This is a genomic window from Bacillus sp. V3-13, assembly GCF_002860165.1.
GTDB lineage: Bacteria > Bacillota > Bacilli > Bacillales > Cytobacillaceae > Bacillus_BJ.
On the sequence record NZ_PGUZ01000012.1, the window covers coordinates 84,424 to 105,352 of the forward strand.

Genomic DNA, 20,929 nt, shown 5'->3' on the forward strand with positions numbered 1-20,929 from the left:
AATGTACAATATTAGTGAATGTGTTAAAATAATAGTGGATAAGCCTTTTATATCAACTCTTTAATCAAATGAAATGTTTTTCTGGAAAGGACAATTGTTTATTTTGAATCGACAAAACTCGAGTGGGGGGATTTTAGATGTCAAGCAGTGCATTAAATCGGTTTTTAAGTGAAAACCTTGAGAATCTAAAGGAAAAAGGGCTATATAATATCATCGATCCGCTTGAAAGTCCGAACGGTCCGTTAATTAAAATTGCCGGTAAAGAGCTTGTCAACCTTTCTTCAAACAATTATCTCGGCCTTGCCACAGATGAAAGATTAAAGGTTGCCGCATGTGAAGCAGTCGAGCAATTTGGCGTGGGGGCCGGTGCGGTCAGGACGATCAATGGAACATTAAAATTGCATGTTGAGCTTGAAAAAAAGCTCGCGGAATTCAAGCATACAGAAGCAGCGATTGCCTATCAATCCGGCTTCAATTGCAATATGGCAGCGATATCAGCGGTTATGGACAAGCATGATGCGATTCTGTCAGATGAGCTAAACCATGCTTCGATTATTGACGGCTGCCGTTTATCTCGGGCAAAAATTATCCGCTATCGCCATTCCGATATGGAGGACTTGCGTTTAAAGGCGAAAGAAGCAACCGAATCAGGCCAGTATAACAAAGTGATGGTAATTACGGACGGAGTTTTTTCGATGGATGGGGATATCGCAAAGCTTCCGGAAATGGTTGAAATCGCCGAAGAGTTTGATCTGATTACCTATGTTGACGATGCGCATGGCTCAGGAGTGCTCGGTGATGGGGCAGGAACCGTCAAGCATTTCGGCCTTTCCGATAAAATTGATTTTCAAATTGGCACGCTCTCAAAAGCGATTGGTGTGGTAGGCGGCTATGTTGCCGGCAAAAAAGAGTTAATCGACTGGCTAAAGGTCCGGAGCCGCCCATTCCTGTTCTCAACCTCGCTAACACCGGCTGATGTGGCTGCTTCAATCAGGTCGATTGAAATATTAATGGAAAGCACTGAATTAAATAAACGCCTATGGGATAATGCCAACTATCTAAAAAATGGCTTGAAAAAACTTGGTTTTGATATCGGCGATAGTGAAACGCCGATTACTCCATGCATCATCGGCGACGAAGTCAAAACGCAGCAGTTTAGCAAGCGGTTGAATGATGAAGGGGTATACGCAAAAGCGATTGTGTTCCCAACCGTTCCAAAAGGAACAGGCAGAGTCCGCAACATGCCATCAGCTGCCCATACAAAAGAAATGCTCGATCAAGCTCTGTCGGTCTATGAAAAAGTCGGTAAAGAAATGGGGATTATTTAAGGCTGGCTCGGCAATCGACACGAGACTAGAAAGAGTTGGGGGACAGGAAATGAAAAATATTTTAATTACCGGAGCTTTAGGCCAAATCGGCTCTGAATTAACGGTAAAGCTTAGAAGTATATACGGTGCGGATCGTGTTATCGCCACAGACATCCGCAAGACAGACTGCGAGGCTGCCGAAAGCGGCCCGTTTGAAATATTGGATGTGACAGACGGAAATTCATTATTTGACACAGCTAAGAAATACAACACAGATACGATCATCCATATGGCGGCGGTGTTGTCGGCTACCGCTGAAGCAAATCCGGTCTTTGCCTGGAATTTGAATATGGGCGGTTTAATGAACGCCCTTGAAGCGGCAAGGAATTTAAATTGCCAATTCTTTACACCCAGTTCAATTGGCGCTTTTGGGCCGACAACGCCTAAAGACAACACGCCGCAAGACACGCTGCAGCGTCCGACGACGATGTATGGCGTCAATAAAGTAGCGGGTGAATTGCTGGCTGACTATTATTTTTATAAATTTGGTGTCGATACTAGAGGGCTTCGTTTTCCCGGCCTTATTTCGTATGTTACGCCTCCGGGCGGGGGCACAACGGATTATGCGGTCGAAATTTATTACGAAGCGGTCAAGCAAAAATCCTACACCTCTTATATTGCCAAAGGTACTTACATGGACATGATGTATATGCCCGACGCCCTTAATGCAATTATCGATTTGATGGAAGCAGATCCTGCCCGTCTTAAACACCGCAATTCCTTTAATGTGACCGCGATGAGCTTTGAGCCGGAGCAGATTGCGGCAGAAATCCGCAAACATATCCCTGAGTTTGAGCTGCGTTACCAGGTGGATCCCGAACGCCAGAGGATCGCCGATAGCTGGCCAAATTCAATCGATGCAACAGCAGCCAAGGAAGAGTGGGGCTTTAAAGCTGATTTTGACCTGATAAAAATGACAGACGATATGCTTAGGCATTTAGCCGTAAAGCAGTTGTAGCTTGGGCAACCATCCTATTTTCGATGGGTTGTTTTAATGCTGGCCTGAGCAGCTGGGACAAAGTCAGGAAACTGAAGCACAGTTGACTGTATATGAAAAAAGGTGAAATCATTATCGATTTCACCTTTTTACGTAGATCATCTTGTCTTGTTTTTCAATTACGCGGCCAATGATCACAGCATCAGCGAGGCCATTTTCTTGCAGCGATTTAACATAGGCTTTGGCTTCGTCTGCTCCGAGCGAAACAAGCAGGCCACCAGAAGTAATCGCATCGCAAAGGACAAGCTGTTCCTCCAAAGAAATATCCTCATATTCGACATTGTCACCAAGCCATTTATGGTTTGACTTTGAACCGCCGGGAACGACTCCCTGTGCCGCGAGCTCAAACGTGCCGTCAAGGACAGGAACTTTCGATAAAGTAATTTCGAAGCTGACTCCGCTGCCACCGGCCATTTCACTGCCGTGCCCGAGCAAGCCAAATCCGGTGACATCGGTAACAGCATGCGGCTGGAACGGTTTTAATAGCGTTGCGGCAGTGCGGTTCAGCATCGCCATTGTTTCGGTTACTTTCCATTCTTGTTCCGCAGTAACTTTTCCTCGTTTAATGCCGGTCGTTAAAATTCCGGCACCGATTGGTTTTGTTAAAACGAGAACATCGCCAGGTTTCGCCCCGACATTTTTCCATATCTGCTCAGGATGGACAATTCCGGTAACAGACAGTCCAAATTTCGGCTCCTGGTCATCAATGGAGTGCCCGCCAACCGTAACAGCGCCGGCTTCCTTCACTTTATCTCCGGCACCTCTAAGGATTTCTGCAAGTATATCTGCCCCAAGCTTTTTAACGGGATATCCGACAATGTTAAGGACTGTTTTCGGTTCACCGCCCATTGCATATACGTCACTTAATGCATTAGCAGCAGCGATTGTACCAAACATATACGGATCATCGACGATTGGCGTAAAGTAATCCAATGTTTGAATTAAAGCAATTGTATCGGTCAGGCGGTAAACTCCTGCATCATCAGAGGTTTCATGCCCGACTAGCAAATCTGCAACCGGTTCTTGCAGCGGTAAAAGACGCAAAACTTGCGCCAGGTCCTCAGGACCAATTTTACAGCCTCAACCAGCTTTTGTTGATAATGATGTAAGACGAATTTTTTCATGCTCGTTCAACTGTCCCACCTCCAATATTCAGTATACCTGTTTATTGTGATTGCCGCATATCATAAAACTCATCATTTGCGGAAAAATAACGTTTGTACTAAAATGTCACTAATAACGCGAATTCATTCGCGAATATCACACTTCATGAGGAGGATTATCATGAATAAATATCAGTTAACTGTTGAATTTTGCATGCAGTGAAACTATGCACCTAAAGCCGCGGGTCTCGCGGAAGAACTATTTACCCATTTCCGTGGAAACATTGAAAAGCTTGAACTGATCCCAAGTTCAGGCGGAGCATTTGAAGTAACGGTTAATGGCGAGAAAGTGTACTCCAAGCTCGACACTGGGGTATTCCCAAACGCGAATGAAATCATTGAAAAAATGGAGGCGTAAGCGCCTTTTACCTCCAACTAAAAGCAGATCGGGGTTTTTAAATTTTTCGATGCACAATGCAAAAATGATGGTACACAATAATTTTATTATGTAAACTATTTAACATATCATAATAGAGAATGCCTCTTACGCCCGGATAAGAGGCATTCTTGATGAGCAGGATGATAAGGAAAACTCTTATATTATGGAAGGGTCACAAATCTGTTCTGGCCCGGTCCAGCCTTTGTTTTTGATAAAAAAATTTCGAGTATACCTTGAGCAAATGTGGCATGAACATGCTTATGAACAACTGAAAACGGAAAAGTGACCGTACGCCGGCGTAGCTGGGGAGTGGCAGAATTCGTATCAACCGCTGAGATGATAATCGATTTGTCTTCAAGAAAGACGGTAACCTGGGAGGAAGGAAACTCAGCCAAAAGTGCTTCAATAATGATTTCTTGCTCCGTTTCAAACATATCAATTCTGAACGCCGTCTCATCCAAATAATTGGTAAGCGGATCCAGAAAGTACTGTTCGAGCCATTTTTCAAGTGACCGTAAATCAAGCGGTTGTTCTTTGCTTTCGTCATTCATGATGATGACCCTCCTTGCTACTATAATTAATTATATTCGCTTACATTCTTATATGTGCTGGACAAATCAAAATGGTATAATTAACGCGCAAAATGATTTGGAGGGGTTTTTAAAATGAACCAGCTATTGCGTTTAATTCCCCCTGTTCATGAATACCAGAATGACAGCCGGTTTAAACTGTTGATGGAAGAGCATGGGTTGGATTTTTCAAGCATGTCAACGTACGTAAAACAGACCGTTGACTCGATCAGGAAGCAAATATTACATGAAGCTTGGGAAGGTGCAGATCCCGGTACATCAGCGTTTTTAGATGAATTTTTCGGGCTTCTGTCCAAAGAACTTGAAATCCGGACATGTTATACGATCAAGCGCGTAATAAATGCGACAGGCACGATTTTACATACTAATCTAGGCAGGGCAAGGCTTAGTGAGGATGCAGTCCGGCATGTAATTGAAACTGCACGTCATTATTGCAATCTTGAGTACAAATTGGCAGAAGGTGAGCGCGGTTCCCGGCATGCCCATGCAGAAACTCTCATCAAACAAATTACTGGCGCAGAGGCAGCGATGGTCGTCAACAATAATGCTGCAGCCGTTTTTTTGATCCTGCGGGCGCTGGCATCTGACAAAGAGGTCGTTGTTTCCCGCGGTCAGCTTGTCGAAATCGGCGGCTCGTTCAGGGTGTCGTCGATTATGGAAGAAAGCGGGGCAAAACTGGTTGAAGTCGGCACGACGAATAAGACGCGTTTAAGCGATTATGAAAAAGCGATTAATGAAAATACAGCCATGCTTTTAAAGGTGCATACAAGCAATTTTAAGGTCGTTGGTTTTACCGAAATGGTCGATACTAATGAGCTGGCGGCCCTTGCAAATAAGCATCCGGGAATTATTTTCTACGAAGATTTAGGAAGCGGAGCATTGTACGATTTTCGCAAACATGGGATCGGTGAAGAGCCGGTTGTCAGTGAAGTACTTGAGATGGGAGCTGATATTGTCTCATTCAGCGGCGACAAGCTGCTTGGCGGTCCGCAGGCAGGAATCATCGCAGGAAAAAAAGCGATCATTGACAGTTTAAAAAAACATCAGCTCGCCAGGGTGTTAAGAATAGACAAAATGACCCTGGCAGCCCTTGAAGCGACCCTGGTCGATTATTTAAAAGGGGAACAAGGCATGAAAAAAATCCCTGCAATCAGGGACTTGCTCACTTCAAAGGAAGAATTAATGGAACGTGCCGGGAACTTTCTTGTCAGGCTTGGAAAAACCGCTGCTTTTTCGGCGAAGGCAGTTGAAGGAATGAGCCAGGTAGGCGGAGGCACGATGCCGGATGTTTTATTGCCTTCATTTCCTATTGTGCTTAAATTTACAGATATTCCGGCTGAGCAGGCTGCCCGGATGATGAGAATGGATTTTACACCTGCTATCGTGACGAGAATTCACAAGGATGAAATTTATATAGACTTAAGAACGGTGGCTGCCCACGAAGAAGATCTTATTATAGAAGCTTTACATTCGCTTAGCAAAAAAGGCTGTTGATAAAGCAGCCTTTTTAGTATTGATCAGTTTTTCCTGACCCAGGCCGGGTCTGGCCTTTTACAGTTACAGATCGTGATGTGCATGATGCTTTTGCCGTGAATGGTTTTGGTTTTTCACTTTGTGTGATCCGCTAAGCGGGGCCGGCTGAGTATTTTGATCTCCTTTAGGAGCGTTTTTGTGCATATCTTTGCTTGTGTTTTTGTTCATACAATCCCTCCTACGGTTAGGATGGAAAAATCCGCTCAGATTTATACTGAATAAATTCATAGCGATTGCACAATTTAACGTTACATATTTTTAATACAGGAGTGACATTCATGCGTTACCATAAAAATAAGCAACAAGCTTTTCAAGCAGCCCAGCAAGGAATGGAAAATGCCCGGGAGCTATATTTGGATATTGTCAGGGACAGCGCGAGCTACGGGCATCAACTAAAGCATTTAAAAAATGAAGTGAATGAGGCATTCCAACAAATTGAAAATGCTTTGGAAGTGGCATCAGAGCATCAGCGCATCCAGCTCAAACAATACCAGGAGGATTTAGAGGAAATGATCAAAGGGGTAAAGGTTGGCGAATAGTGGATGTGACTGCCCTAAATCATATATATCAGCCCAATACTGTCTTTGTATCGGGCTTTTTTGTTTTCCCGCAATAATAATCCAAAATAACATGAGTAGAAAAAAATTTCATGGGTGTTGCTATGTCCAGGATTTTCATCAATATCATACTAAATAAGGGATAAATGATAAGAAAAACTTATCATAAACAATAACATTCTTGTTATTTACTTATACAGAAGGTTGTATTAACATTAAAATTGTGAGAAAAGGGCGGATGGGAGAGAAAATTCAAACTTTTCGACAATTAATATAATTTATTATATGATGGTTACGAAAGAGGGGGATACTATATATGGCAAAAAACGACGTTTTTAACGCCCGTAAATTTTTTGATTTAGACGGGAAGCGCTATCATTATTATCAATTAGCTGCTCTTGAAAAAGCCGGATTAGGCAATGTCTCCAAATTGCCATATTCGATTAAAGTACTGCTTGAATCAGTACTTCGCCAATTGGATGGTCGTGTTATTACAAAAGAACATGTTGAAAACCTTGCTAAATGGGGAACAAGTGAAGTAAAGGAAATCGATGTTCCTTTTAAACCTTCACGTGTAATTCTGCAAGATTTTACAGGGGTGCCAGCAGTGGTTGACCTCGCTTCACTGCGTAAAGCGATGGCGGATATGGGCGGAGACCCGGATAAAATCAACCCGGAAAAGCCGGTTGACCTCGTTATTGACCATTCTGTACAGGTCGATAAGTATGGAACCCCGGATGCCCTCCAAGTCAATATGGAACTGGAATTTGAACGAAATGCAGAAAGATACCAATTTTTGAGCTGGGCGCAAAAAGCATTCGATAACTACCGTGCTGTTCCTCCTGCGACCGGAATTGTCCACCAGGTGAACCTGGAATTTCTTGCAAGCGTGATCCATGCAATAGAAACGCCTGACGGCGATTTTGAAGCATTCCCGGACACTCTCGTTGGAACAGACTCGCACACAACGATGATCAACGGGATTGGCGTTCTCGGCTGGGGCGTGGGCGGCATAGAAGCAGAAGCAGGCATGCTTGGCCAGCCATCCTACTTCCCGGTACCGGAAGTGGTTGGTGTGAAATTAGTAGGCGAAATGCCTAATGGCTCAACAGCTACCGACCTGGCCTTAAAAGTAACCCAGGTTCTCCGCAGCCAGGGGGTTGTAGGCAAGTTTGTCGAATTCTTCGGTCCTGGTGTTACATCCCTTCCTTTAGCGGACCGGGCGACAATTGCAAACATGGCGCCGGAATACGGGGCAACTTGCGGATTCTTCCCGGTTGATTCCGAGTCGCTCGACTATATGCGTTTAACAGGACGCTCTGAAGAACAAATTAAAATAGTCGAAACGTACTGCAAGGAAAATGGTCTGTTCTTTGACCCATCTCTAGAACCAGTATATACAAATGTTGTTGAAATTAATCTTTCCGAAATCGAAGCAAACCTTTCAGGTCCGAAGCGTCCTCAGGATTTAATTCCGCTGTCAATGATGAAGCAAGCGTTTAACGAAGCATTGACCGCACCACAGGGAAATCAGGGGTTTGGTCTTGACGCGACAGAGATCAATAAAGAAATTACCGTTGATTTTAACAATGGTGATTCCACAAAAATGAAAACCGGCGCTGTTGCGATTGCAGCGATCACAAGCTGTACGAACACTTCAAATCCATACGTGCTTGTTGGTGCTGGTTTAGTGGCGAAAAAAGCCGTTGAGCTTGGTATGGAAGTTCCGAAATTCGTCAAAACTTCGCTGGCACCTGGCTCGAAAGTTGTCACAGGTTATTTGCGCGATTCAGGACTGCTTCCTTATCTGGAGCAGCTTGGCTTTAACCTTGTTGGGTATGGCTGTACAACTTGTATCGGCAACTCTGGCCCATTACGGGAGGAAATCGAAAAAGCGATCGCTGAAAACGATCTTCTTGTTGCTTCGGTCCTTTCCGGCAACCGTAACTTTGAAGGACGGATCCACCCGCTTGTGAAAGCTAATTACCTGGCATCTCCTCCGCTTGTAGTGGCGTATGCTTTAGCCGGAACCGTTGATATTGATCTCCAAACTGATCCGCTCGGTAAGGATCAAAAAGGGAACGATGTATTCTTCAAAGACATTTGGCCGACGACAGCTGAAGTGAACGAAGTTGTAAAGCGCACTGTTACGCCTGAATTGTTCCGCAAAGAATACGAGCATGTTTTTGACGATAATGCCCGCTGGAACGAAATTCAAACGAGCAACGAACCATTATATAGCTTTGATGAAAATTCAACTTACATTCAAAACCCGCCATTCTTTGAAGGCTTAACTCCTGATGCCGGCCAAGTGGAGCCTTTAACAGGACTGCGCGTCGTTGGCAAGTTCGGTGATTCAGTGACAACTGACCATATTTCGCCAGCCGGTGCAATCGGCAAAGATACTCCAGCTGGAAAATATCTTCGTGAAAAGGGAGTAGAACCACGCGATTTCAACTCGTATGGTTCACGCCGTGGTAACCATGAAGTCATGATGCGCGGAACATTCGCAAATATCCGGATTCGCAACCAGATAGCACCTGGGACAGAAGGCGGATTCACAACATATTGGCCAACCGGCGAAGTCACATCCATTTACGATGCCTGTATGAAGTATAAAGAAGATGGAACAGGTCTTGTTGTTCTTGCCGGCAAAGACTATGGAATGGGTTCTTCCCGTGACTGGGCTGCCAAAGGAACGAACTTGCTGGGCATCAAGACAGTTATTGCAGAAAGCTATGAGCGTATCCACCGCTCAAACCTTGTATTGATGGGTGTGCTTCCACTTCAATTCAAGCAAGGAGAGAACGCCGAAGTTCTTGGTTTAACTGGTAAAGAAATAATCGACGTGCAAATCGATGAAAATGTAAGACCTCGCGATTTTGTGAAGGTAACAGCTACAGATGAAGACGGCAATAAGCTGACATTTGAAGTGCTTGTTCGTTTCGACTCTGAAGTTGAAATTGATTACTATCGTCACGGCGGCATCCTGCAAATGGTATTGCGCGATAAATTGAAAAATTAAGTAAAAATTGACAGCACCATGCGACATTATGTTGCATGGTGTTTTCATTCTTTTTAGCAGTTATTTTAACCTGGAAAATTTCTTAAAAAACTCGATTTAAAAAATTACGTGTTAAAATATTCTTCAGAAGAAGATTGAGCAAGGCGAAAGGAGTTACTGATGAACAAAACACAAATCCAATCCGTCACATATGAAAACGGAAGATTATACATATTGGACCAAACAAAGCTTCCCACTATCATCGAATTTTTAGAAATAACCTCCATTGAGGACGCCTGGGATGCCATCAAGCAATTGAAGGTTCGCGGTGCCCCGGCAATTGGCATCGCAGCTGCATACGGTTTGCTTCTCGGGCTGAGAGATGCTCCCGAAGACAATTTTGCTTCCTTTTACACCTTTTTTAAAGAAAAATCAGATTATCTGGCTGGCTCAAGGCCGACTGCCGTAAATTTATTTTGGGCGTTAAGACGGATGGATGAACGGACGAAGCGCGAAAGCAGCAAACCAATTGCTCTGATCAAAGCGGCGCTTGAGGATGAAGCCCACAAAATTCGGGAGGAGGATGAAGAGGTTTGCCGTAGCATCGGGGAACATGCCTTATCCCTTTTCGAAGATGGAATGGGGGTGCTGACTCATTGCAATGCCGGTGGAATTGCGACAGCCAAATATGGGACAGCGCTGGCGCCGCTTTATCTTGCAAAAGAACGCGGTTGGGACATGAAGGTTTTTGCGGATGAAACACGTCCGCTCCTGCAAGGTGCGAGATTAACTGCATGGGAGCTAATGCAAGCAGGAATCGATGTTACTTTAATCGCCGATAACATGGCTGCCATGGTCATGCAAAAAGGCTGGATCCAGGCAGTCATCGTCGGATGTGACCGCGTAGCCGCCAACGGGGATACCGCAAATAAAATTGGAACATATGGTGTGGCGCTGCTGGCAAAAGCCCATAATATTCCCTTTTATGTTGCCGCTCCAATCTCAACGATCGATCTTGCAACTAAAACAGGAGCTGACATTCCGATTGAAGAAAGGGATGCGGCGGAAATTACCGCTGGGTTCGGCAAACAAACAGCGCCTGAAGGGGTCAAGGTATATAATCCGGCTTTTGACGTAACACCATACCATTTAATTACGGCGATCATTACTGAAAAAGGCATTATAAGAGGAAACTTTGAGGAGCAACTTCCCAGGTTATTTGAGTCATAATCAATAAAAGATTAAGTGGATGAAATTTGTCTTGCTCTGGACACGATTGTTTACGGAATTGTCACATTTCAGGCTGTTTTTCGCCCGCTGGCTACCTTATTTTTTCTCATTTTCTAGGGTAAAATACTTATGAATACGGGATGACAAAATGGGAAAAGAGGGACAGCATGGTCAAAAAAGTAATCGCTGTGGTAATATTGACTACCTTACTCACCGTGGCGATTGTTCAGGCTATGGAGAAGAAAGAACAGCCAGACAATTTGCCAGGACTGAAAATGGGCGTAAAAGCTCCCGATTTTGAATTAACTTCGCTGACGGGAGAAACAGTAAAGCTCTCTGATTTTAAAGGAAAGAAAGTAATGCTCAATTTTTGGGCTACCTGGTGTCCCCCTTGTAAAGCAGAAATGCCGGCAATGGAAAAGTTTTATCAACAAATGAAGGATGAAGTTGCTGTTCTCGCGGTTAACATCGACCCGACAAATGATGTGAAGGGATTTACTGAAGAACAAGGAGTTACTTTTACAATTCTGCTTGATGATCAAGAAGAGGCTAGCAAAATTTATCAAATTATCTCCATCCCGACTACCTTCTACATTGACGAGGCCGGAATTGTCCGAAATAAACACATCGGGGCAATGACAGAAGAGCAAATGACGCATTTTATTCATCAATAACCCGGTTCCGTGGCACCCAGCAGAGGGTGTCTTTTATTATGGCAAACAAGATGTAAGATGATATTCAATTTTCAAAAAGTTGTAATAATTGAAAGCGTTTTTGGGCATAATTACTGTTACTATAATATTAAAGGAGAGTGAAAAGTGATGAGAAAGCCTCGTAAACGTTCTTTTTCCGAGCTTGTTTCGGAAAATAAGCGCCAGCTCCTAAATGACCGTGATGCGATCGAGAAAATAGAAGCCCGCCTTGAACAAAAAAGACTCGAAAAGGCAGAGTAGTCGATCTCTATTTTCCAGTCATGGTTCCTTCTCATCATGGTAATAATGAGAGAAGGAGGTGGATAACATGAGCAAGAACATACACGGAAAAAACCGGCAACAATTCGTCCCAAACCATTTAGGTACTCAACCGCGGGGATTTGGGGGAAATAAAGGAAAACAGATGCAGGACCGCTCTGGTCAGCACCCTCAAGTTATCCAAACAAAAGGGGAATAAATAAAACCCATCATCAGGATTGTCCCGCAAATGGCTTGGGTTTTAATACTGACCGCCTAAACCTCCGTCCCGATCAGGGTGGAGGTTTTTTATATCCCTCCAGCACCCTGTGTTTAGCACCTATCATCATTTATCGTGGATATTAGTCTTATCGCGGATAAAACTCACTTTCCGCGGATGCCTGGATCGCAAAAAAAAAAAAAAAAAAACAGCACAATGCAAACTATTCCCCTCTTTTTCCCTTAATTTTTCCCTCAGATTCGATACAAACTATTCGTGTAGCATCTTAATCCCAAGGAGGAAAACGCGATGGCCGATATTAAACCTAAACCGGATGATCGCAGCGATAATGTCGAGAAGCTGCAATCAATGATCGTCAATACGATTGGAAATATGGAAGAGGCTGAGGCGACGCTTGATTTTGCCGGACCGGAAGAGCGCGCGCAGGTTGAAGCGAAGAATGAACGCCGCCGTGAAAGCTTGGATGCTTTGCGGCAAGAAGTAAGGGATGAGGCACGGGCACAGCAAAACCAGTAGAAAAGATAAGGAATATTAAAAGGAGAGACCTGTTCCAGGCGGGACAGGTTTTTCCCATTTACAGTGCCATTAACTAAGGCGGTTCTTTTTAGCTGATCATGAAGTTATGGTAAGATAGAGAAAATGATCAAACAGAATGAGATGGTATTGTGAAACAACACAAACAGCTAAATCAACAAGAACAAATCACTAAGTGGGAGCAAGAGCTAAACGAAACGGGTTATATTTCGAATGAGGGCGAATTGTTAAAAACAATGTCGCGTTTAGAAGAAGATAATGACCAGGCCGAATTGTCGGTTTTATATACATTGGCAGCACTGTCGAGAAGTCGAAAGAACCATCAGGATTCGCTTGTTTTGGCATGGATGGAAAAAGCCGCTCAGCTTAATCCTGCCAATGAGCGGGCAACCTCATATCTTGCCCGGTTTGAATGGAAAAAGAACCGGGACCTTTTGAGCAGCCTTGTCTTTCCTTCGATTAGAGAAACCGATAACCGGACCGCAAAAAAGAAAATTGCCGACCAATATATCGCTATTTGCCGAGTCTTTTTAGAGGAAGCGGAGGAGCAGCTCCAGCAGCTGGAGAAATGGCAAAAAGCTTTAGTTGTTCTCAACCAGACGGATGTTGAAGCGGTATACGCGAACTTGATTAAGCTTTTGCATGAAGCGATTGACAACACATCACGCTTGTTAAAGGCGGCGGAAGAGTATGAAGCTTCGATAAGTGGCGTTTTTTATACATCAACCCATGTCGAGGATCTGAAAACGAGTCTTGCCGAGATTGAGAAAATCAAACTGGAATGGCTTGGACTTTTTACAGAAGAATCAACTAACAGCAAAAAAACGAGCGCTCTGGAAGAACTGAACGAAATGATTGGATTAGAATCGGTGAAGGAAAGAGTGAGCAATCTCTACCGGTTTTTAAAGTATCAAAAGGAGCGCAAAGCTCTTGGCTTTCAAACGAAAGATGCGCTGAACCTCAATATTGTCTTAACGGGAAATCCGGGAACGGGGAAAACAACTTTGGCAAGGTTATTCGCCAAAATTTTTCATGAGCTTGGAGTTCTACCGGGAGAGGAAGTCATTGAAGCAGACCGATCGCAGCTGATTGGTGCCTATGTGGGCCAAACTGAAGAAAACGTCAGAGCGGTCGTTGAAAGGGCTGTTGGTGGCGTTTTATTTATTGATGAAGCCTATAGCTTAAAGCGGGACTCACAGTCGGGGAGCGATTACGGACAAACAGCGATCGACACACTTGTCTCATTGATGACCGGCAGCGAGTATGAAGGCAAATTTGCGGTTATACTGGCCGGCTATCCTGAAGAAATGAGACATTTCCTCGATGCCAATCCTGGTTTGCGAAGCCGTTTTCCAAGCTCCAATCATCTTCACCTTGAGGATTACAGCGAAGCTGAACTGGTTGAAATAGGCGAAAAGCTTGCTTTTGAAAATGATTTTATCTTAACAGAAGAAGCGAAGAGAGCACTTGGCGAACGAATTGAACGGGAACGCGTCGACGACACGTTTGGAAATGCCCGGACGGTTCGCAACCTCGTCCTTGATGCGATTTTTAAAAAAGGGTCTTCATCTGAAAAACGCAATGATTTTTTGATTTATACTCTTTTAGACAAAGAGGACTTCAGTGAACAAGCCAGGGAGCCGGAAGAAAGGCCGCTCAAGCGATTAGAGAAGCTGACCGGGTTAACGACTGTGAAAAATGACGTCAAATCATTAATTTCATTTGTTAAAATGCAGCAACTCCGCAGAGACCATGGCATGCCGGTTGTACCAATCCAGCTTCATGCCGTTTTTACCGGAAATCCGGGGACCGGGAAAACGACTGTTGCGAAAATATATGCGCGGTTGCTCAAAGAATGCGGAATATTGAAACGGGGACACTTAATCGTGGCCAGCAGGGCAGATTTAGTTGCAGGATATGTCGGGCAGACGGCTATCAAAACAAAGAAGAAAATCAGGGAAGCTCTCGGCGGAGTACTGTTTATTGATGAAGCTTATTCATTGCTCGGGAATGGCCCTGGAGACTTTGGGAGAGAAGCGATTGATACGCTGGTTGATGAAATGACGAAGCATAATGAAAATCTTGTGGTCATTTTAGCCGGCTACCCAAACGAAATGGAGAGGCTGCTTGATAGCAATCCGGGCCTCCGTTCGAGGTTTAAGAAATTCTTTAATTTTCCCGATTATTCCACAGAAGAATTACTCGAAATCATGGAAACGTATGCCGCGTCGTATCAATATCAAATAACTGAAGAGGGTAAACAGCTTTTACGTGCTTCTCTTGAACATGCCAATACGAATGGAAATGGCCGTTACGCAACCAATCTTGTCGACGAAGCCATCCAATTCCAGGCACTCCGGTTCATGTCGGGCTATTCTGGAGATATGCTTTTAGACAAAACGGCTCAACTAAATAAAGCCGATTTTACAGAAGCGATGAAAAAAGTAAGTGAAGGGGAATAAAACATGCATGTTGCGTTGAAGGAAATTGAAGTCCGCTACGCTGAAACAGATCAAATGGGCGTTGTCTACCATGCCAATTATCTTATTTGGATGGAGCTCGGGCGTACAAAGTTAATTGAAGATTTAGGGTTTAATTATGCAAAATTAGAAGAGGACGGAATTATTTCACCTGTCATTGATATTCAAGCATCGTATAAAAAGCCGGTCCGATACGGTGAAAAAGCGCTTGTCAAAACATGGATTGAAGAATATGACGGATTCAGGGTCGCCTATGCCTACGAAATCGAGGATGAATCCGGCAACATTGCGGTTACGGGCTTATCCAAACATGTTTGCGTCAAAAAAGAAACATTCAGGCCGATTGCTATAAAAAGAAGTTACCCTGACTGGCATGAGGCTTATGAAAAAGCAAAAAAACGGAACAATCTGTAAAGTGACCTGAGGTGAAATTTGTTGGCATTCGGAATTAACAGACAGGAGTTGCAGGAGTGGAAAAAGAAAATTGCGGCCGGGGAAATTGCCTTTTTAACGCATTATTGGCTGGATGAACGTTTTCCAGGCTGCAATACTGTTACAAAAGTAGGCTGCAGCAACATTGGAAAATTGGCAAAATGGGGTGCCAAATATAATCTTAAACCAGAGTGGATTCACCATCGGAAAGACTTTCCGCATTTTGACTTGCTTGGTTCAAGGCAAGTGGAGATTTTAAAAGCCGAGGGCTTGTTTGAACATATTTGGTGAAATATATAACTCTAATGCAGGTTAAACAGGAAAGCAGACGCGGTCAGCGTCTGCTTAATTAGAGTAGTGATATTCAGGTTCTTCCGCTTCTGAATTGTATTCAACGCGGAGATCATGGTCATCAAAATACCATAGATCTTTTTCTTCTATATAATAAGTGATGCCGTCCTTATTCGTTTTCGCCCCGATATTAAGCGGCTTTTCATTTGAAATTCCAAGCGAAAAACCTTGCTGGACAGTGCTGCATCCGCCATACCTGGCAAAAAATCGCACAAAGTCACCGTCTTTCAAGAGCATTTCTTGTTTATACCATTCGGCTGCATCATCGCTCACAAAGATATTCATCAGTTCGGCTCCTTCCATCCGCTGTATAATTCTTATTATAAAATATTAATGGCTTTGAAGCGAGTGATCAACGTTACAACACAGAGTGACCAGGTCAAAAATTCGTGATACGATCTGGGCGAATGCCCAGTTTTCAAAGCTGGAAACAGAGCCAAAAAAGGATTAAGATATCGTAATCACACCGCTCAAAATCATGAGCAGATTGAGACAGATATGCCATAATGCAGCTGGAAGCAGGCTCGCAGACCGGATCGTTAAGCCGGCGAGAAAAAGGCCGCCAATTGCAAATCCAAGGCATGAAATAAACGAATAGCCATACGCAAGATGGGAAAAGCCGAATGCGGCACCATTGAAGAGTACCGCCCACTTTTCGCCAACCATTGCCGCAAATCTTGTTAATAATACTCCTCTCCAAAGAATTTCTTCGAGCAGGCCGTTTACGAGTGAAAATGCTGCGATAAAAAGCGGTGCCTCGAGGAGGAAAAGCTCTCCTCCATTGAAGAATATAAAGAACAAGAAGACAGCAATATTTACGCTGAGCGCGGCAGCGAGAAATCCGCTTGCTTTCAAAGAGTGGAAACCGCTCCAAATAAACGGGAAATAAATTTTTTCATTCCAATCCGGCCGGTTCCAATATAGATTGGCTTTCCTTTTAAACATGTAAGCAACGTACGAAATCAGCAAAATCGGTACCAGAATCAAGAATCTGTTCATCACTGCGTTAACATAGCTGTTGGTTACGATTGCATCCAAAAACCGGTCTCCGTACAGCTGCAGCAGTTGACCGGCGAGAAAAGCGAGGGTAACCCAGATGAACAGACGGTTCTCTTCTTTGATAAATGCAATTGCAATAAACAATCCTAAACTAAACAAAGCTAATAAAGTAAATAATTGAAGCTCAAACAAAAGAATCATGAAAACAAATAAACTGATTAGAATGAATCCTATCATATGATTGCTCTTTTCCATTATCATGCCTCATTTCCCAACAAAGAATATTTTACCATTATCAGCAACATTTTGTTTAACTTTATTGGAAAGATACTATCACGCAGGGCTTGAATTTCTCAGGTTTTAACCTGGATTAGTTTTAAATGAATAAAGAAGGGTAAAGCAACTCAAAATACAAGGGGTGATTCGATGTTGAAAATGACAGAAAAAGCTCATGATGCAATCCATAAAGCAGTCGAGAAAGAGAAAAAGTTTCTGGACGAAGAGCTTTTCGTTCGGCTTTCGATGGGAATTGGCTGAGGAGGTCCCCAATTGAAGCTGTCTCTGGAGGAGCGGCCTTTAGAAGCTGATGAAGTTATTGAATTTGAAGAAATAAAAGTGGTTATTCACGAGCGGGATGCTGTTTATTTTAACAACGTCAAGCTTGATTTTGTAGAGGATGTCTTTGGGAAAGGGCGTTTCCAATTGTTGAAGATTTGAGACTCCCATGGCTATAACGCCCGAGCGTTACCTCGTTTCTCCCGTTTGCAAAAAAAGCGGCTCCCCGGTCGATTTGGGGCAGCCGCTTTTTAATGATTATCACAGCACTTTTTTAGCGCTGATCCATCATCTCTAAAAAATCGATCAATTCATCAAAGTTGTGGATTGTTTTTAACGGGATGCCTTCGCAATCGTAATCAGGCTGAAAATGAAAAAAATCCACATGGAACTCTTCGTCCTCATGTTCCTGCACCGAGGTTGCGAAAATAAGCTCGCCTGTTTTCAAGTGCAATTCATTCATTGCTGAACACCTTCCTAAACAGCTACTGTTCTTATAACTAGTTTAAACGATAATCAGCAGCAAACTTCTTGATTTATTGACAAAAAAATGAATTTATCTTGATGAGATTGCAGGCATGATTGTACCAGGCCCGGCTTCTTTAACAAAGAAGCAGCCAGCGATTTAAATATTAAATTGTCACTAATTTACTCGCAATCGGAAGAGCAATTTTAAACGTTGTCCCTTTATCAACCGTACTATCAACGTATATTTTGCCTCCATAGCTTTCAACAATTTTTTTGCACACTGACAAACCGATCCCGGTTCCCGTTTCTTTCGTCGTATAGAAAGGATTGAACAGCTTCTCGGCCGTTTTTTCGGCGATTCCGCAGCCGTTGTCTTCAATAAAAATATACGCACAGCCTGAACATACTTCTGTCTTTAGTTGAATCGATCCCTGTCTTTTGCCGCCCAATTCATCGACGGCCTCCAATGCATTTTTTACCATGTTGACCAACACTTGTTTCAATTGTTTATTATCGATATGTAAAAGTGCATCCCGCTCGTCATATTCTACTGCAAAACGGATGCTCCGCAAGTGTGCCTCACTTTCAAAAAGCATAAAAATTTCCCGGATGACCGTATTTAAATATACATACTCTGTTTTATTTTCCTTCGGTTTCGCAGCATTCAAAAATTCATAAATGATATCGTTGGCCCTGTTAATCTCTTCGAGGGCTACATTCGCATATTCTTCTTTCCCAATTTTAACTAAATAGGGTTGGATAAGCTGAATAAATCCTTTCACAGTAGTAAGCGGGTTTCGTATTTCATGGGCAATCCCGGCGGCAAGCTGTTCTACCGTAGCAATATGGCTGGATGCGACCGCTGCTTCGTGCATTTCTTTTGCGGCTTTTTCGAAAGCTTGTTTTTTCTCGGCAAGCTGCCTCTGAAAAAAGGTAAGCTTACTCTCAACAATCGTGATTAAATTTTGAATATCTGCCGCATTGGCTTCGTTGGGAAAGCAAAAAAGATGGATTCCTGGTTCGGAAACAGCTTTGTAAATGGTATAGGTCATATAACCGTCATCCGCATGGTTCATAGGAATAGTGAAAAAGGTCGTATTTGGCGAATCAAATAAGAAAGAGCGGAGTTTTTCTTGATCGCCCTCCATCACCAGCTCTGAAAAGGTATATGGGGCGTGAAAAGCGATTTCCGCATATTTCGACGCCTTCAATACCATTAAATTATGATCAATACAAAAATAGGGAAAAGGCAGTTTTTCTAAAACGTTCTCATATGAGTCCATTTCCGAACCATCCTTATCATCATTATTAAAAATCCGCTTACCTAAATCGCACAGTCAATATACTCTATGGTTAATAAAGAATGATTATGTCAAATTTTGTGGTCTAAAAAAAGAGTTTGACGGTAAATAAGACTTTCATACCATTATCATACCAAAATACCCCATGTGTTAGCAATAACGCACAAAATATTTCTTTTTTTAGAACATACAACATCTGCAAGTAGAAATGTTCTAAATGAAGCGAATTTTTTATGGACTTTGGATCTGAAAGCCGCAAGGAAGATCGGGATTTATGGGATGCATGGTAAAACAAGTGCAGAAAAATGGCTGCAGAGGAAAGTATTCATCCTCTACAGCCATTTTACTTTAGGTTCCGTTTTATTGATAATCCTCTTAATATTGGCCCGGTGCCGGTAGAATACAAAAATACCAAGAATCGAGACGACAATGATGAGCGGAAGATCACCAAAGAAGATTGCGTAAACAACCGCGCCGATTGCTGCCGTCATCGACGATAGAGAGACATACTTCGTTATGTATAGACTGATGAAAAAGATTAGCAGTATGATGACAAACATCGGTGGCGCATAAAATAGCAGTACTCCGCCCGATGTTGCGACTGCCTTGCCGCCCCGGAACCCCGCAAACAACGGGTACATATGGCCAATAACTGAAACAACACCTGTCAGTAATGGATGAAGATCTGATCCAAACAAAACAGGCAGTGACGCCGCAAGTGTTCCTTTCAAAATATCGGCAATTGTAACAATCAGCCCTGCTTTTACTCCGAGAGTCCGGAATGTATTGGTTCCTCCAAGGTTGCCGCTTCCATGCTGGCGGATATCGGTTCCGTAGAAAACTTTTCCGATAATCAGGCCTGACGGAATTGACCCCAGTAAATAAGCTAATAAAATGATTAATGCGTCGACCGCCATGAATTCACTCCTTCACCGGTGACAAAATAAATCGCTCCCCGAACATATTATAGCAGATCAATCAGGGATTTAGATAGGTTTGCTGACAATAAATTAACCAGTACGAGGCAACAACCTGGAATAAGTAAACAATCATCCAAGTACCAGCTGCTTCTAAACTGTTTGAATTTCCGGTTACGGGGTAAATGAAAACGGATTACCCATTAATAGAAAAGGAGAGATTTAAACATGGAACATCAGATGAATCAATCTAATTCTGGTATGGATGGAAGAGTTGAAGCAAAGCTAAATGACCTCGGCAATGAAAAAAAAGAAGAGATCCTGGCCAATTTTGATGAATTTAAAAGCTATTTGGGAGATAAAGTTTCAAAAGGAAAGAAGCTGGGGCTTGATGAAGAGCAGCTTGCAAACGCTGCCCAGAAGGTTGGCGATTATCTTGCCCAAAAGGAAGAGCCGCGCAATCGTGAAGAAAAGTTATTGCAGGAACTGTGGCAAGTCGCGAGCGAAGAAGAAAAGCATATGCTTGCCCATATGCTGGTAAAACTGGTTCATTAAAAAAACAAAATGCTTAATATATGAACTGTCGGGACGACAGGGATAGCCTACTCAATTAGGGTTCATTGGAGCTCTGTACGCAGGAATCTCGCGACTTTAGTCGTGAGAGGTTCAAGTGATTCAAAAAGCATTGGGCTTTACGACCTATTAATCTATTTTTCTTCAAAGAATCGGGATAACCGGTTCTTTTTCTATTCATGATGAAACTATTTACCAGTTTTTTTCGTTTACAGTTATGGGATAAAAAAAGATTGGTTTCATAGATATGATTATGGGTAAACAATCCTTTTCATTTCCAGCAAGCTTATGTACGATAAGAATGAGGG

General features: G+C 43.1%; 24 protein-coding genes. 16 read left to right on the plus strand and 8 right to left on the minus strand.

All coding sequences use genetic code 11. The annotated features are described in order from the left end of the window. The first annotated feature begins 137 nt into the window (after window positions 1–137). The gene (locus tag CU633_RS04890; RefSeq protein ID WP_101658607.1) at window positions 138–1,328 is read left to right on the plus strand and encodes a glycine C-acetyltransferase; all 1,191 of its coding nucleotides are present in this window, start codon (window positions 138–140) and stop codon (window positions 1,326–1,328) included. Window positions 1,329–1,377: 49 nt separating this feature from the next. After that, window positions 1,378–2,325: an L-threonine 3-dehydrogenase gene (locus CU633_RS04895; protein ID WP_101658608.1), complete on the plus strand. Its 948-nt coding sequence runs from the start codon at window positions 1,378–1,380 to the stop codon at window positions 2,323–2,325. A 120-nt stretch (window positions 2,326–2,445) separates the two neighbouring features. Here the strand turns inward: CU633_RS04895 and selD are convergent, their stop codons facing one another. Beyond that, entirely contained in the window at window positions 2,446–3,498 is a 1,053-nt protein-coding gene (gene selD, locus CU633_RS04900; RefSeq protein WP_101658609.1) for a selenide, water dikinase SelD, read from the minus strand. 150 nt (window positions 3,499–3,648) lie between these two features. On the opposite strand from selD, the gene CU633_RS23590 reads away from it, so the two are divergent. Next, window positions 3,649–3,885 (plus strand): Rdx family protein, encoded by a 237-nt coding sequence (locus CU633_RS23590; RefSeq protein WP_374703345.1) that lies wholly within the window; start codon window positions 3,649–3,651, stop codon window positions 3,883–3,885. 182 nt (window positions 3,886–4,067) lie between these two features. Here CU633_RS23590 and CU633_RS04910 read toward each other — a convergent pair whose 3' ends face one another. Beyond that, window positions 4,068–4,457: an Hsp20/alpha crystallin family protein gene (locus CU633_RS04910; protein ID WP_101658610.1), complete on the minus strand. Its 390-nt coding sequence runs from the start codon at window positions 4,455–4,457 to the stop codon at window positions 4,068–4,070. 114 nt (window positions 4,458–4,571) lie between these two features. On the opposite strand from CU633_RS04910, the gene selA reads away from it, so the two are divergent. Beyond that, window positions 4,572–5,990 carry an L-seryl-tRNA(Sec) selenium transferase gene (selA, locus tag CU633_RS04915; protein ID WP_101658611.1) on the plus strand — a complete coding sequence of 473 codons (1,419 nt, stop codon included), beginning with the start codon at window positions 4,572–4,574 and terminating at the stop codon, window positions 5,988–5,990. A 63-nt stretch (window positions 5,991–6,053) separates the two neighbouring features. Here the strand turns inward: selA and CU633_RS04920 are convergent, their stop codons facing one another. After that, on the minus strand, window positions 6,054–6,197 hold the full coding sequence (locus CU633_RS04920; protein ID WP_101658612.1) for a small acid-soluble spore protein P: 144 nt from the start codon (window positions 6,195–6,197) through the stop codon (window positions 6,054–6,056). 110 nt (window positions 6,198–6,307) lie between these two features. On the opposite strand from CU633_RS04920, the gene CU633_RS04925 reads away from it, so the two are divergent. From CU633_RS04925 to CU633_RS04970, 10 genes are all read left to right on the plus strand, one after another. Beyond that, complete coding sequence (locus CU633_RS04925) at window positions 6,308–6,568, plus strand: hypothetical protein (RefSeq protein ID WP_101658613.1); 261 nt, start codon at window positions 6,308–6,310, stop codon at window positions 6,566–6,568. 334 nt (window positions 6,569–6,902) lie between these two features. Next, window positions 6,903–9,611, plus strand: coding sequence for an aconitate hydratase AcnA (gene acnA, locus CU633_RS04930; protein ID WP_101658614.1), 2,709 nt, complete (start codon window positions 6,903–6,905; stop codon window positions 9,609–9,611). Between the two features lie 159 nt (window positions 9,612–9,770). Then, entirely contained in the window at window positions 9,771–10,820 is a 1,050-nt protein-coding gene (gene mtnA / locus CU633_RS04935) for an S-methyl-5-thioribose-1-phosphate isomerase (RefSeq protein ID WP_101658615.1), read from the plus strand. Between the two features lie 167 nt (window positions 10,821–10,987). Beyond that, window positions 10,988–11,494, plus strand: a complete 507-nt coding sequence (locus CU633_RS04940) for a peroxiredoxin family protein (RefSeq protein ID WP_101658616.1) — start codon at window positions 10,988–10,990, stop codon at window positions 11,492–11,494. 147 nt (window positions 11,495–11,641) lie between these two features. Then, the gene (locus CU633_RS04945) at window positions 11,642–11,773 is read left to right on the plus strand and encodes an FbpB family small basic protein (protein WP_101658617.1); all 132 of its coding nucleotides are present in this window, start codon (window positions 11,642–11,644) and stop codon (window positions 11,771–11,773) included. A 67-nt stretch (window positions 11,774–11,840) separates the two neighbouring features. After that, window positions 11,841–11,990: an acid-soluble spore protein N gene (locus CU633_RS04950; RefSeq protein WP_101577547.1), complete on the plus strand. Its 150-nt coding sequence runs from the start codon at window positions 11,841–11,843 to the stop codon at window positions 11,988–11,990. 309 nt (window positions 11,991–12,299) lie between these two features. Next, on the plus strand, window positions 12,300–12,527 hold the full coding sequence (gene tlp / locus CU633_RS04955; RefSeq protein WP_101658618.1) for a small acid-soluble spore protein Tlp: 228 nt from the start codon (window positions 12,300–12,302) through the stop codon (window positions 12,525–12,527). Between the two features lie 146 nt (window positions 12,528–12,673). Then, entirely contained in the window at window positions 12,674–15,007 is a 2,334-nt protein-coding gene (locus tag CU633_RS04960; protein WP_441296850.1) for an AAA family ATPase, read from the plus strand. Between the two features lie 3 nt (window positions 15,008–15,010). Then, window positions 15,011–15,439, plus strand: a complete 429-nt coding sequence (locus CU633_RS04965) for an acyl-CoA thioesterase (protein ID WP_101658619.1) — start codon at window positions 15,011–15,013, stop codon at window positions 15,437–15,439. 21 nt (window positions 15,440–15,460) lie between these two features. Continuing rightward, on the plus strand, window positions 15,461–15,748 hold the full coding sequence (locus tag CU633_RS04970; protein ID WP_101658620.1) for a hypothetical protein: 288 nt from the start codon (window positions 15,461–15,463) through the stop codon (window positions 15,746–15,748). 54 nt (window positions 15,749–15,802) lie between these two features. On the opposite strand, the gene CU633_RS04975 is transcribed toward CU633_RS04970, so the two are convergent. Next, window positions 15,803–16,093, minus strand: a complete 291-nt coding sequence (locus tag CU633_RS04975; RefSeq protein WP_101658621.1) for a HesB/YadR/YfhF family protein — start codon at window positions 16,091–16,093, stop codon at window positions 15,803–15,805. 162 nt (window positions 16,094–16,255) lie between these two features. Next, window positions 16,256–17,062, minus strand: a complete 807-nt coding sequence (locus CU633_RS04980) for a CPBP family intramembrane glutamic endopeptidase (protein ID WP_180954866.1) — start codon at window positions 17,060–17,062, stop codon at window positions 16,256–16,258. A 294-nt stretch (window positions 17,063–17,356) separates the two neighbouring features. Between CU633_RS04980 and CU633_RS22735 the strand changes: the two genes are divergently transcribed. Further along, a complete protein-coding gene (locus CU633_RS22735; protein ID WP_180954871.1) occupies window positions 17,357–17,524 on the plus strand; it encodes a hypothetical protein in 168 nt (55 codons plus the stop codon). 112 nt (window positions 17,525–17,636) lie between these two features. Here CU633_RS22735 and CU633_RS04985 read toward each other — a convergent pair whose 3' ends face one another. The 3 genes from CU633_RS04985 to plsY all read right to left on the minus strand — a co-directional run bounded on the left by CU633_RS04985 (window position 17,637) and on the right by plsY (window position 20,048). After that, window positions 17,637–17,825, minus strand: a complete 189-nt coding sequence (locus CU633_RS04985) for a hypothetical protein (protein WP_101658623.1) — start codon at window positions 17,823–17,825, stop codon at window positions 17,637–17,639. 169 nt (window positions 17,826–17,994) lie between these two features. Beyond that, the gene (locus CU633_RS04990) at window positions 17,995–19,113 is read right to left on the minus strand and encodes an ATP-binding protein (RefSeq protein ID WP_101658624.1); all 1,119 of its coding nucleotides are present in this window, start codon (window positions 19,111–19,113) and stop codon (window positions 17,995–17,997) included. Window positions 19,114–19,463: 350 nt separating this feature from the next. After that, complete coding sequence (gene plsY / locus CU633_RS04995) at window positions 19,464–20,048, minus strand: glycerol-3-phosphate 1-O-acyltransferase PlsY (RefSeq protein WP_101658625.1); 585 nt, start codon at window positions 20,046–20,048, stop codon at window positions 19,464–19,466. A gap of 228 nt (window positions 20,049–20,276) precedes the next feature. On the opposite strand from plsY, the gene CU633_RS05000 reads away from it, so the two are divergent. Continuing rightward, window positions 20,277–20,603: a DUF3243 domain-containing protein gene (locus CU633_RS05000; RefSeq protein ID WP_101658626.1), complete on the plus strand. Its 327-nt coding sequence runs from the start codon at window positions 20,277–20,279 to the stop codon at window positions 20,601–20,603. The last annotated feature ends 326 nt before the right edge of the window (window positions 20,604–20,929 follow it).